Source organism: Paenibacillus koleovorans NBRC 103111 (assembly GCF_004000845.1).
In the GTDB taxonomy this organism is placed as follows: domain Bacteria; phylum Bacillota; class Bacilli; order Paenibacillales; family NBRC-103111; genus Paenibacillus_AA; species Paenibacillus_AA koleovorans.
This window is the reverse complement of record NZ_BIMA01000015.1, coordinates 59,264-71,890: the sequence shown is the minus strand read 5'-3', so window position 1 is coordinate 71,890 and position 12,627 is coordinate 59,264. Positions and strand designations below refer to the sequence as shown.

Genomic DNA, 12,627 nt, shown 5'->3' with positions numbered 1-12,627 from the left:
TTACGCTCTTCCTTTCCAGGTCTTCACATTCCAGAGCCCGTATTGAACCGTAATAAAGAGCAGCCATTTGCCGACAAAGCGGACTAGAGGCAGCAACAGCATGCCGACGCCGAGCAATCCGATCGCCATGAATAGCTTGTAGTGCGCGTATCCATTCTCGAATATCGACTCCGCTACCAGGATGAACGGCGACAAGAAGGTGGTGAGGGTAACTGCGCATACGGCGACGAAGACGGCCCAAACCGAAGCGAATACCGGGATGGCGATCATAGCGTTTAAGAAGAAGAGCAGGAAGCTCACGCCCATAAATCTCGGTGTATCCCGGCGCGGCGGCGACCAAGGAGGAGGGGGAAGGAATTGGTCGCCTACGGCTTCCCTTGCTAATGTTAGAGGATCCCCCAGCTCTCTGGCGATATACGCCTCGGTCTTTCCGCTCTGCTGGCCGTGCATGAAGTGGGCATCATAATCGCGTAATAGTTCGTTCCGTTCTTCCTCGGGCATCGAGGCGAGGTAATGGCGGAGCGTTTCGATAAACTCTTGTTTATTCATGGGGAATCTCCCTCTTCCGTTCGTAGATTTACTTCGGAAAATCGCCTTGCTCGATTAAGTTGCCCACGTTCTGCACGAAGGCGTTCCATGCGAGGATCAGCTCTTTGGAGTACAACGAGCCTTCATTGGTGATCTTGTAGTATTTGCGAGGAGGACCTTCGCTGGATTCTTGCAGATAGGTCGTGCAGTAGCCGTCTTTAACCAGTCGTCGAAGCAAAGGGTATAGAGCGCCTTCCGCCACTTCGATATGCTCGGATACCGCTTCCGCCAGCTCGTATCCGTAGCGGTCGTGCTTCTCGATGAGAACGAGCACGCAGAGCTCCAGTACTCCTTTTTTGAACTGCGTATTAATGTCCACGGATGTACCTCCGATCCTTCGTAATCTTCATCCATCAGTACTGAATATTAAACAGTAGCTTCAATAGCTATAATTTATCACACGGTATTGAATAATGCAAGGTACTGAATTTCTAGAAGCCGCGCATAAAATCAACCGCAATCCCTCAAAATAAAGGCATGTGAGGTTACATAACGGTTGCGCAGTTTGCGGCATAAAGTTACAATAAAAAATGGGTGAAAGACGGGATGCTTTCGCCTCTATCTAAGGATGGTCGCAGTTGGAACAAGAAAAAACAGTCCAAGTAGAGCTTGCCAGTCATGTCGGAAGGCTGCTTAGGGAGTCGTTCGGGAAAGGGCCGCAATCGATCTTCGTCAGTATCCGACGGCCTCTTGTCGTCTTTTACTTGAAGGGCTTGTTATCGCCGACGGAGAAAATTCTTCTCGAGCAGGATCAAGTGCTCTCCATCCAGCATACAAGAGACTTGCTGATGAAGACACTCATCCCGGAGATCAAAGCCTATACGTCCCTGCTCGCCGGCATTGATTTTCAGGAATTTTATTATGACTGGGGTTTGCATAACTTATCCGGGGTATTCGTAGGGGTCGAGGAAGCAGACTATGTAGAAGCTTTCAAAGAAGAACGGTATGACGGGAAAGAGGAGTTTCATCACGAGATCGACAACATCAGCCACTTGGTGGAGAAGACGCCGGAAGAAACGTATTCCTGCCTGCTGAACGATCGGACGCTTCTATTGATCCGCAACGGCATCTTGATCAGTATTGAGAAGGAATTGATCCGTCTCGGGTTCGAAGGGAATTTGAAGCTGGCCAAGCGCAACCTGGAGAAGAGCTACTTCCATAACAACAATCGGCTGGAATCGATTCTGGGGAAGAAGATCATGGATGTGTTCGTGGACTGGGACTTTCATTTGAACAAAAGCGCTATCGTGTTCGTGCTGGAACCCGTTCATAATTAGGTGGTAATGAGCCAGAGATCGTGCTGGACATAAGCCTGTATAGAAGCTGCGAAGCGGCTTTTGTTAGGCTTTTTTGCGTTCGGTCGAATTCCAATGGGAAAGAAGGTGTGCAGCTTGTCAGAGTCTAATGCCGATCAACTGGTCAGCGAGTCGGATCTAAGGCTGGATCGGTTGGCTTCCGTCGGTCAGATTGCCGCGGGCATCGCGCATGAGGTCCGAAACCCGTTGACGGCGGTCAAGGGCTTCCTCCAATTGCTGAAGCATGAAACACCGCACAAGTATCTGGATTATGCCTACATCGAATTGGAAAACGCCATTGAAACGTTGCAAAATTTGTTGCATGTCTCGAAGCCGGACCTGGAGAGCGAACCGTTCGATTCGATCGATCTCAGCACGGAATTGGAAGCGCTTTTGTATTTGTTCCAGGAACGCTCCTACCAAGTAGCCATTCAGAAACATTTTAAGGATACGAATACAAGAGTCTACGGAAAGCGGAACCAGATCAAGAAAGCGTTCTTCAACCTGATCAAAAATGCATTCGAAGCGATTTCGAACCGAGGCGCCATCTGCATCAAGCATTACAAGTTTAACGGCCATCTCCTGATCAGCATTTCGGATACCGGCGACGGCATTCCGGAGGAGAAGATCAACCTGCTCGGCACGCCCTTCTACACCTCCAAAGCGGAAGGCACCGGCATGGGCTTGACCCAAGTGTTTACGACCATTTACGATCACGGCGGGATTATCCGGGTGAAAAGCGAGGTCGGCGTCGGCACGGAATTTACGGTGCAGCTTCCCATCCATGAGGAGACGGATCAGGAAGGAGAGGCTCCCGTGAACCCCTTGCATGTCCACAATCAGCAGTTCTCGCAGTACTATACATCGAGACGGACCGAATTTATGGAACTGCTGAAGCTGCAAGGGAAAGAGCTGTTCGAGATTATGAAACCGACGGCCTTCGATCCCGAGTACATTCTGGAATCCGCGCATAAGCTCGTGCAGCTGCTTAACGAGCGGAACGAGCACGGGCTGATCCAGCACGCCCAGGAGCACGGGAGAAATTGGGCCAGCCATCAGTTGGACTTGATCCTGAAGCTGGAATGGATTCAAGTGCTGAGGAAGACGTATTGGGCGTTCTTACATGCCTACTACACGAGCGGCGGACAGGAGAAGGTCACCTTTTTCGAGCTCGAACGGGATGTGAATGATCATCTGGACACGTACCAGAAGCATTTCGCATCCAGTTACTCCGTGTATAAGAATCAGGTGCTCCAAGCCCATCGCGAGGTGATCGAGAGGCTGACGGTGCCGGTCATCCCCCTCTCCGAGCAATTCGCCATTCTCCCGATTGTCGGCAGCCTGGACATGCCGCGTGTCAAGAAGATGCAGGAGCAAGTATTCGACCGTATTCACCGGCTAAGAATCGAGCAGCTCGTCATCGATGTGTCCGGCGTCTCCTCTATGGATACGACGAATGCGGCCCATCTGCTCAAGATTGTGAACGGGATCGCTATCCAGGGCTGCAAGGCCATCCTCACCGGTCTGCGGCCGGAAATGACGACTACGATCGTCGAACAAGGCTTTGCCATCCATGAACGAGTCGTGACTAGAGGGTCTTTGCAGCAAGCTTTGGAGGATTTCTACAAGTAGTGCAAGCTGAACCTTGCTAAATCTCAATAAACTATTTAAAATAGGGTAGGGTAATAGACATGACGCTCTTGCCTGAACGATCTGACAGGGTAGACCTGTAAGAGATCGATACGTGCAGTACTAACAAGAAATACAAATCGAGCTGGCCGTAATGAACCAGAGACAGCGCTGGACATAAGCCTAAATAAAAGTTGCTCAGCAACCTTTTATTTAGGTTTTTTTTATTGTAAGGAAAGCTTAGAGCGAGTGAAACTTGGCTGAGGATGAATGTTGGACTATGAACGAGAACCATTTCCAGAATGAGATTGCTAGCCACATAGGGAAGATGCTCCGGGAAGCATTCGGGAAAGGCCCCCAGTCCATTTTTGTCAGTATGGAACCTCCCTTTTTTGTCGTGTATTTGCGCAACTTCCTGACGCCTACCGAGAAGATTCTCTTGAAGCAGGGACAGGTCCGTACAATTCAGCACACTAGAGATCTCGTAATGAGGTCGTTGATTCCCGAAATCAAGGCTTATTTGCTGCTGCTGACCGGGATGAACCTGTCGGAGTTCTATTACGATTGGGAACTGCATAATCACTCCGGTATTTTCGTAGGACTTCAAAGCGAGGATGTCTCGTGGACGTCTGAGGCGGACAAGCAGTATGAAGGGGAAGAGGAGCTGCATCGCGAGATTCGAGCGATCAGCCATCGAGTTCAGAAGCAGCCGGAACAGCTCTTTTCCCGGATGATCAACAAGAGAACGCTGCTCGTCGTGCGTACCGGCAACCTGATTGATCTGAGCAAGGAATTGATCCGGCTAAGGGATGAGGAGCATCTGAAGCAGGCGTTGAACGAGCTGGAGAAGAAGTATTTGCGGGACAACAAGTATGTTGAACAAATCTTAGGGGCGAAAATTGTAGACGTGTTTGTCGACTGGAACTTCCATGTGGATAGGAGCGTTATTGTGTTGATTGTAAGACCGAAGGTGTGAAGGCTGCGGGGTGATTGACACGTCGCATGCGTTCGTACAAACGAACGATGTGGTGCAGGTGCAGAATATGATGCAAATCCTCAGAGAATCGTCCCCCGGACGGTTTTTTCTTTTCCATTTTGGTAAAATGGAGAGGTGAACTTGAATTAGTTGGGCGTTGGAAGGGTTTAGGCTGCGGGTAGCGAATCTTGTAAGTAGGTTCCATCGGATTAAGACGATCTAACGGAGGGGGAAGACTCATGGATCATCACGAGCTGGAGCAACGTGTGGGCGAGCTGGAACGGCTTCAGCTGCAGTATTCGCCCAAGAAATACATGAAGAAATTTGTGGCTACGACAACCGATATATATAACGAGCGGCGTTTTTTGAACACGGTCGCGCTGGAGCATAAGTCGATTGAGCATGTGGCCGGCATCCTTGTGGAGGAGTTGGCCGCGAATAAGAAGTTTCGAAGAGTGGAGTGTTTGAAAATTTTGAAAAGAATGCTGAAAAACCGCAGCTCCGAGGAACCGTTCGGCAAAGGGCTGACCCGGCAGTTGTTTGCGCTCTATCAGCAGTTTGTTTTGACGGGAAGCGAAGAGGCGCAGGGGGCGGTCAGCTTCTTCATTCAAGAGCTCCCGCTGGAAGAAGAGCAGCTCCAATGGCTGATCGATCATGATGAGGAGTCGGAACATATTGTAACTCGCTTGCTGCACTATCCAGAGCGAAACGGACAGGTGAGCGACTGGGCGCGCGAGGTGTATTTGAGCGGCAAACTGCCGGATCGGCTTCCGGAGGTGCTCGGACTGGTGATCGAGGAGGAAGTCCCCGACTACGTGCAGGTAGATAATGCCACCCTGATGTGGGCGATCTACCATACCAGGTGCTCCAAGGGTCAGAAGAGAAAGCTGATCCTGAAGCATCTCGACTATGAGCACTATGCGGCGGCGGTGGAAGTAGCTAGAAAGCTGAACGTGGAAGAGGTCTCGAAGGAATTGGCCCGCTACTACAAGGATCTTCTGGTCAAGGAAACGGATGTCGTTGAAGTAAGCTGAAGCTAAGGGGGACAATGACTAGGATGCAGATTGGATCAACTACCCTTTCCATCAATGGCATGAGCCTGGACAAAAAGCTCGGAGCGGGCGTTCCGGTAAATCTTGCCGTCCAGATTGTGAATAATCAACTGAAGCAGCATGCGGAGCAGGAGAAGCTGAATCAACAACTCGAGGCCAGGGAAAAGCAGCTGCTGCTGAACGCCAAGGACGGGCCCTGGAACAAGCAGGCGGAGGCGTCCCTGATCGACCGGGGAATATCGGTTGTGCGAGGCATATATGACGCTTTTCAGAGAAGTGTCGCCACCTCACGCGAGCAGTACATCGACCCCATGCTGGATGAAATGGCGGAGTACGAGAAGCGGCTGGAGGACGTGAAGGCCAATGCCGATGCAGACCCGTCCGAGGCGAAGCTGCTGGAGTCCGAAATTGATTTTCTGCGGGGACGCATTCAAGAAACGACGGATTGGTTCATGGAACAGTACGAGTGGTTCTACGGAGGGTTCCTGCGAGGCACCGAAGCGATGTACAACCAAGCGACGAATGGGCAGTTCGGACGGGTTCTGAGCCATTATCTTCGAAATCCCGACGGGCTGCAGGGGCTGCTGGAGCTATCGGCAAAGGGGCTCGATCTCGACGATCTGCAGGGCAGCTCGACGGAGATTCGCCATCAGTTCGACAAGGCGAACGAACGGCTGGAGCAGTTCCAGGAGACGCTGGAGAAGGCGCAGAAGAAGTTTAGAGAAGCGAAAGGGCTTCAGGACAGCTCGGTGAATGAATCATTGAAGCTGATGATGCGCAGCGAGCAGCTGGAGCTGTTGGACCAGCTGCTGGTCCGGGCAAACGCCGGCGCGTTCCCCGACCAGGCTGAGCTGGAGCGGATTCAGGGTATTCAGGATGTGCGTGTGGAATACAGCCTTCAACCTTTCGATAGGACTGTTTAATCAAGGGCACTTAAATAGGCGGACATAACAAGTAGTAACGAATTGCTGCAAGCGGGGGCGTCCTTTGTGATTGTAAGTAGGAAGCTGCATTTCCCCTCTGGTCCGACCCTTCTAATCTCACGTCCCGGATTGACGCATCTACTGAATGAGAAGCTAGAACTATTAAATAGATAGAGGAGAGGCGAGATGGCATTCAGGCGTTTGATTTGTATGTTGGCGATGGGGTTGCTGGCACTGGGGATGATTCCAGCGGTTATACATGCCGTTGCTTACGTGAATTTGGGCTTGAACAAAACGGTTACGACGGGGTCGGGCAGCTTCTGCGCCGGGAGTGAGACAGCGGCTCATGCGCTCGACGGCAACCCTTCGACGAAGTGGTGCGGCTTGTCGTCGACGGATCGGATGACGATCGATCTAGGGGCGCTGTACATCGTGGGCCAGTTCGTCCTTACGAATGCCGGCACGGAAAGTGCGAACTATATTACTAGAGACTACGAGATCCAGACCAGTACGGACGGGGTAAGCTGGGTTTCGGCCGTTCAGGTGACGAACAATACGGCGAATGTCGTTACGCATGATGTCGCTCCTGTTGTGGCGCGATATATTCAACTGATCGTGACGGCACCTAATCAAGCCAACGGCGGACTCATCCGGATTTACGAGTTTGCGGTAAACGGCGATCCTGCCGTGGCGATAGCGGAGACGCCGACAATCCTCACTCCGCCTGCAGGGGCGGTTGTGAAGGTTGGCGACCCTTCTCCGACGGTGGGCATAACGGCATCCGTAGGTGACGGAGGTACGCTGAGCTACCAGTGGTACAGCAACTCGTCGAACAGCGCGAGCGGGGGAACGGCGATCAGCGGTGCGCAGAGCGCTTCTTTCCAGGCGCCGACGAATTTGGCGGGCACGACGTACTATTATGCGGTAGTGACGAACACCAATACCGGAGCGATGGAGCAGATTGCAGCGATAACGAGCAATGTCGTAGCAGTTGAGGTGAAGTCTGCACGGGGATTGCTCCGGCCCGTTGGGAGCTGGACGAGCAAAGGGCCGAATGCCGCGACAGTAACCGAGCTCACTTACGGGGTGCGTCTGGGTTACGATATTACAAGCACTAGTGCGAGCTGGGAGTTTAAAGCCATCGCTACTGAAACGGCGGATATTTACTATCGTTGGCGGCACTTCGGGTTGCACTCTTGGTACATGGCGACGGCCGGGCTGACGGCATTTGTGGAGCGGGACGGAGTTCGCACAACAACGACTGTTTTGTACAGCGGCAGCGTGAACGACTTATTCGAAAGAACAGGGAACTCGGTCTTTCATGTGAATGCGGGAGATACATATGGGTTCATTGTGTCTGGGCAGAATGCTGATGCTAGCAGGATAATAAGAGGCAGCCTGGACGTTCAGACCTCTCCCCGGATTCAACCCGTTGTCACCGGAACCCCCGGACAGAATGGCTGGTATAAGTCCGATGTGGGTCTAAGCTGGACGCTGACAGAGCCGGCAGGCGAACCCATTACAACTGTAGGCTGTGAGCCGGTATCCTTGACCGCTGATACGGGAAGCGCAGGCTCGAACTATTCATGTTCGGCTTCGTCCTTGGGCGGAGGCGCATCTTCGGAGAGCGTTACGATCAAGCGAGATACGGCTCCTCCTGTTACGACGGTCAACGGGATGACATTAACGGCGACCGATACTGGATCCGGTGTGGCTGCGACTTACTATACAGTAGATGGTGGAACGCAGCAGAACGGCACCCAGATCAGCTTCTCTTCTCCCGGTGCACATTCAGTCACTTACTGGAGCGTAGATTCGGCGGGGAATACCGAGTCGCCACAGAGCCAGACGATCACATGGAAGCTCGAAGAGGTAGGCTTTCAAGCGAGTACGGAAAGTCCGACCAATCAGAATGTGCTGCTGACGCTCGTTTTCCCGACTAATGCGGTGCTGCAGCAATACAGTTTGGAGCAAGCGCTATGGTATACGTATTCCGGGTCTCTTACCTTGACTGAGAATCGGACGATTTATGCGCGGTACCAGACCAGCCAAGGGTTCTGGAGCTCGGTGGCTTCCTATGAAGTGGACAACATCGACAAGGTGCCGCCTGCATTACCGATATTCTCGCTGTCCACAACGGCGCCTGCACAATCTGTGACTGTGACCATTGAATTTTCAGCCGACACGGTGGATCGGCGTTATCAGCTATGGGGCGATTATGATTCCCCGTACACCGGTCCTTTTACTTTATATTCGAACCGAACGATTTCGGCCTATGCGACCGATGCGGCCGGCAATTTCAGCCAGAGCGTGTTTTACGTCACAAATATTGATAGGACGCCTCCCGTCGTGACGGCCCGTATCAATGGCGGCGCGTCCTGGACGATGGACACCGAGGTGCTGCTGACCTTCGATGACGGGGACACCGGCGCCACCCAGATGCGATTCTACTATGACGGCGTGTCCTGGTCGGACTGGGAGACTTACGCCGCTAGCAGGCTGTACACGTTGCCTAGTGGGGATGGATTGAAGACCGTGTATATGCAATTCCAGGATGAGTTTGGCAACTTGAGTCAGACCTTCAGCCAATCGATTACGCTGGATACGATTTCGCCGACAGGCAACATGCAGGTGAACGAGGGGGCTGCTCATACGGCGAGTTATGCCGTCACTCTAGCTCTGGATGACGAGGAGTCGGGGGCTGTCTCCATGCAATTCTCGGATGATCTAGAAGTGTGGTCGGAATGGGAAGCTTTCCGGGAGAGCGTAGCGTATACGCTGACGAATGGCGAAGGCGAGAAGCGGGTATACGCCCGGCTGAAGGATGCAGCGGGCAATGTCAGCGAGACCTTCGACGCCTCCATCGCGGTGGATTTGCCGCCGGTGATAACGATTGGCTACTACGACAGTGCGAAACCGACGAACCAGGATATAGTGGTGAGTGCCACAGTGGATGATGGGACGTTGAATACGAGTAGCTACACGTTCGAGGGGAATGGTAGTTTCGAGTTCGTGGCTACGGATTCCGTGGGAAATGTGACGCGTGTGACGGTGACGATTGCGAATATCGACAAGGTTGCGCCGGTGACAACGGTTGCCTTGGCAAAGGATCCCGAAACGAAACATGTGACTGTTACTTTCAATGTACAAGACGACAGTGCATCCACCAGCATCTACTTCGTGGACGGAGTGGAGCTCACCGGCAGTCCGGTGCTGCTCAAGAAGCAGGGTGCGCACACCATCACCTATTGGAGCGTGGACATTGCGGGAAATGTAGAGCTCGAGCAGACGACCATCGTGATCGTGGATATTCTTCCGAAGGGTCCGGATGGACTCTTCCGTCTCAACGATATGATCCCGCTGATCAACAACGGCACTTTGCCGCAGCTGGACTTGAATGGAGACGGGGTGTTCGATCAGCTTGACCTATATATGATGCTCGCAGCCGTGCAACCTATCTTTCTGCCAAGAGACTAAAGAAAAGCCGCCTGAACCCGGTTCAGGCGGCTTTTCCTATTCAATAAGGTTATGGCAGATCACTATCTCCCCGCGCGAGCGGAATCCGGCCGGCTGGAGGAGCGCGACTACTTCACACCTGTGTATGAGCGAGCAGTTGCTGGACGTCGTTCAGGAACTGCTCGTGCCGGTAGGCGGAGTAGTCGTTCCAGGGCGAGGTGAAGTAGGAGTAGCCGGCTGCGACATGGACGCGTCCCGCCTGCACGGCGTCTAGGCGTCGCCACACCGCCGAGCCCGCCAACTGCGTCCAGCGCGCCATAGCCGCTTCGTTGCCGTCGACGTGGACCAGCACCCGATCCGCGCCGAAGCCCGGCAAAGCCTGAGGCTCCACGGCCTGTAGCCACTTCACGGAGGCGACTCCCGTGGGCAGCGGAATGTGCAGATCGTCGTACAGCACGGTCCCCGTGCGCCGACCGCAAATCTGCAGCCCGTCGCGCTTCACAAGCAGGACGAGCAGCGCCTCGCCGCCACTCCCCTCGCTGTGCAGCGCCTTGCGCGTCTTGTCCGCCTTGCGCTCGTACCGGGCGAGCCAGCTGCGCGCCTCTTGCGGATCGCCGAGAAGCTCGGCGGTGAGCTCCAAGTGCCGCCGCCACTCATCGTCGGAGCTCAAGAACAAGGACGGCGCGATTCCCGCCAGCTTGGCTTGCTCCTCGGGCGGGACAAGCTCCGCCACGCCTACAATAAAGTCCGGTTTCGCCTGCTCCAGCACCATGTAGTTGTAGTCATAGCGATGGCTGAGCGGCACTTGGACCTCGTAGCTATATTTGCTTCTATAATAGTCGGTCCAATACTGATCCATCGGCGCGGCAAAAGGAATGGTCCGCAGCGCCAGCACCTGGCCGAAGTTGACCCAGCTGTAAGCGGCGACCTTGCGCTTCTGATTGCGCTGGTAGATACCTGGGGCGACGCCGGTTTGTTTCCTGAACAGCTGGTTGAAATAAGCTTCGTTCTTGAACCCGACCTCGTAGACGATACGATCGATGGCAGCGGGTTTGGCGGCGGATAACAACCGTTTGGCCTCGGTCACGCGCAGCTCCGTCCGGTATTCGGTCACGCTCCTCCCGTACCGTTCCTTGAACAGGCGCATGAAGTGGAACCGGCTAAGCCCCGCTATTCCGGCGAGCACATCGATGGACACATCCTCGCGGAACCGCCGCTCCAGCTCCAGCCGCGCGTTCTCGAAGATCAGCTCGGACTGCTGCTCCTTGTGAGCGAGCACGAGGCTTAGCAGCTCCAGCAAGCCAGCCTCGCTGCGAAGCCGGCCGGACGCCCCGCCGCGGCTCCAATTCGAGCGCATCGTATCGTACAGATGGGCGGCCACGGCAAGCGACGGGATGGAGGCTTCGCCGATATGCGGGAACAGCCGCTGCCCCTCTTCCGCAGGAGCCAAGTCCGCGCTCGCCACCTCGAACTCGAGCATCAGCAGCTCGAACGACTCGCTCGTGAAGTTGGTCAGCTCGATCAACTGCTCCGGGGCACAGACGAACAGCGAGCCTGGGCGCATCGCATGAAGGCGGCCGTCAATGACCAGCTCCCCGTAGTAAAGCGACAGCAGCAGTCGATGGGAAGCGGGCTTCCGATCGAGAAAATGCCGCTCACCGAGCAGCACATGCGGCACGAACCGCAGCACTTGGACGTCCAGCAATCGATAACGCAAAAGACCCTCGGCTGTAGGCCGGAGGTCGAATGCTCGAGGATGATTATGGTTTAACATATTTCAATACATCCGCGACAATGAGTTTGCCTGCGATCGGGTTGGCGTTGAACCAGTGGCCGGAATCGGCGTCGAACACGTGGCCTGCCTTGACGGCGGCCAGCCCTTTCCACAGCGGGTTGTCGACCGGCGGCTTGCCGCGTCCTTCCCCGGTAATGAGGAAAATGTAGTCGACATCCTTCAATTGCTCCAAGGCTTCGATCGAGAATTTGTCATAGTCGCCTTTCACCACAGGCGGCTGCTTGAAGCCAAGAGCGCCATAGAGCGTAGCGCCGCCATAGAAGCTCGGGCCGAACAGGGCGAATCCTTTCTCATCATTCGCTTGCAGCACGACGGCGGTTTTGTTGGCCGGAATGGTGCCCAGCTTGCTCTTGGCATCGGCGAGCGTCTTGTCGTAGTCGGCCAGCGCTTTTTTCACCGCATCCCCTTCGTTCAGCAGGTTGCCGAGCTTCTCCAGGTTGCCCCGCCAGTCCGCTTCATTGTTCGAGAGGACGAAAGTAGGCGCGATCTTGGAGAACTGCTCGTAGGAGCCGGCAGCCAAGTACGTCGGAGCCAGGAAAATAATGAGATCGGGCTTGTACGACAACGTCTCCTCGGTCTTCAGACCGCCTTGCATGTTCAGCACGGGAATGTCCTTGAGCTTATCCTGCAGGTAACGCTGCGGTACACCGTTGGCGCTCCATTGAGCGACCGGCTTCACCCCAAGTGCGGTGAGCGGATCCTCGAGGAACGGAGCGATCACTCGCTTCGGATGGGTGGGCACTTTCACTTCATGGCCCATGGCGTCGGTCAACGTGCGGAATTCATCCTCCTTAGCCGTGGAGCCGGTCGTCTGGCTGCCGCAAGCGGCCAATAGGAAGATCAGGGTAACGAGCAATAGAATACTGGCGGTACGTCGAAGAGCGGTCATTTCCATATCCCCTTACAGTTGATA

At 54.3% G+C, this 12,627-nt stretch carries 10 protein-coding genes; 6 read left to right on the top strand and 4 right to left on the bottom strand.

What is annotated here, in order from left to right:
- Both PKO02S_RS07295 and PKO02S_RS07290 read right to left on the bottom strand, forming a co-directional pair.
- Entirely contained in the window at nucleotides 1-549 is a 549-nt protein-coding gene (locus tag PKO02S_RS07295; protein WP_127580512.1) for an HAAS signaling domain-containing protein, read from the bottom strand.
- Nucleotides 550-577: 28 nt separating this feature from the next.
- Nucleotides 578-907 carry a PadR family transcriptional regulator gene (locus PKO02S_RS07290; protein ID WP_127580511.1) on the bottom strand — a complete coding sequence of 110 codons (330 nt, stop codon included), beginning with the start codon at nucleotides 905-907 and terminating at the stop codon, nucleotides 578-580.
- Between the two features lie 259 nt (nucleotides 908-1,166).
- On the opposite strand from PKO02S_RS07290, the gene PKO02S_RS07285 reads away from it, so the two are divergent.
- The 6 genes from PKO02S_RS07285 to PKO02S_RS07260 all read left to right on the top strand — a co-directional run bounded on the left by PKO02S_RS07285 (nucleotide 1,167) and on the right by PKO02S_RS07260 (nucleotide 9,940).
- Nucleotides 1,167-1,865, top strand: coding sequence for a Na-translocating system protein MpsC family protein (locus PKO02S_RS07285; RefSeq protein ID WP_127580509.1), 699 nt, complete (start codon nucleotides 1,167-1,169; stop codon nucleotides 1,863-1,865).
- Nucleotides 1,866-1,979: 114 nt separating this feature from the next.
- Entirely contained in the window at nucleotides 1,980-3,515 is a 1,536-nt protein-coding gene (locus PKO02S_RS07280; RefSeq protein WP_164821341.1) for an ATP-binding protein, read from the top strand.
- 277 nt (nucleotides 3,516-3,792) lie between these two features.
- Entirely contained in the window at nucleotides 3,793-4,488 is a 696-nt protein-coding gene (locus tag PKO02S_RS07275; RefSeq protein WP_127580505.1) for a Na-translocating system protein MpsC family protein, read from the top strand.
- A gap of 239 nt (nucleotides 4,489-4,727) precedes the next feature.
- Nucleotides 4,728-5,522 carry a hypothetical protein gene (locus tag PKO02S_RS07270; RefSeq protein WP_127580503.1) on the top strand — a complete coding sequence of 265 codons (795 nt, stop codon included), beginning with the start codon at nucleotides 4,728-4,730 and terminating at the stop codon, nucleotides 5,520-5,522.
- A gap of 23 nt (nucleotides 5,523-5,545) precedes the next feature.
- Nucleotides 5,546-6,463, top strand: a complete 918-nt coding sequence (locus tag PKO02S_RS07265) for a hypothetical protein (protein WP_127580501.1) — start codon at nucleotides 5,546-5,548, stop codon at nucleotides 6,461-6,463.
- Between the two features lie 186 nt (nucleotides 6,464-6,649).
- Nucleotides 6,650-9,940, top strand: a complete 3,291-nt coding sequence (locus PKO02S_RS07260) for a discoidin domain-containing protein (protein ID WP_127580499.1) — start codon at nucleotides 6,650-6,652, stop codon at nucleotides 9,938-9,940.
- 112 nt (nucleotides 9,941-10,052) lie between these two features.
- Here PKO02S_RS07260 and PKO02S_RS07255 read toward each other — a convergent pair whose 3' ends face one another.
- Both PKO02S_RS07255 and PKO02S_RS07250 read right to left on the bottom strand, forming a co-directional pair.
- Entirely contained in the window at nucleotides 10,053-11,636 is a 1,584-nt protein-coding gene (locus PKO02S_RS07255) for an AraC family transcriptional regulator (RefSeq protein ID WP_164821340.1), read from the bottom strand.
- A 43-nt stretch (nucleotides 11,637-11,679) separates the two neighbouring features.
- Entirely contained in the window at nucleotides 11,680-12,603 is a 924-nt protein-coding gene (locus PKO02S_RS07250) for an ABC transporter substrate-binding protein (protein WP_164821339.1), read from the bottom strand.
- Nucleotides 12,604-12,627 lie beyond the last annotated feature (24 nt).

Bases quoted from the DNA above. Each gene is read 5' to 3' on its own strand.
- PKO02S_RS07265 (WP_127580501.1), top strand. From the start codon at position 5,546: ATGCAGATTGGATCAACTACCCTTTCCATCAATGGCATGAGCCTGGAC.
- PKO02S_RS07270 (WP_127580503.1), top strand. From the start codon at position 4,728: ATGGATCATCACGAGCTGGAGCAACGTGTGGGCGAGCTGGAACGGCTT.
- PKO02S_RS07260 (WP_127580499.1), top strand. From the start codon at position 6,650: ATGGCATTCAGGCGTTTGATTTGTATGTTGGCGATGGGGTTGCTGGCA.
- PKO02S_RS07275 (WP_127580505.1), top strand. From the start codon at position 3,793: ATGAACGAGAACCATTTCCAGAATGAGATTGCTAGCCACATAGGGAAG.
- PKO02S_RS07295 (WP_127580512.1), bottom strand. From the start codon at position 549: ATGAATAAACAAGAGTTTATCGAAACGCTCCGCCATTACCTCGCCTCG.
- PKO02S_RS07250 (WP_164821339.1), bottom strand. From the start codon at position 12,603: ATGACCGCTCTTCGACGTACCGCCAGTATTCTATTGCTCGTTACCCTG.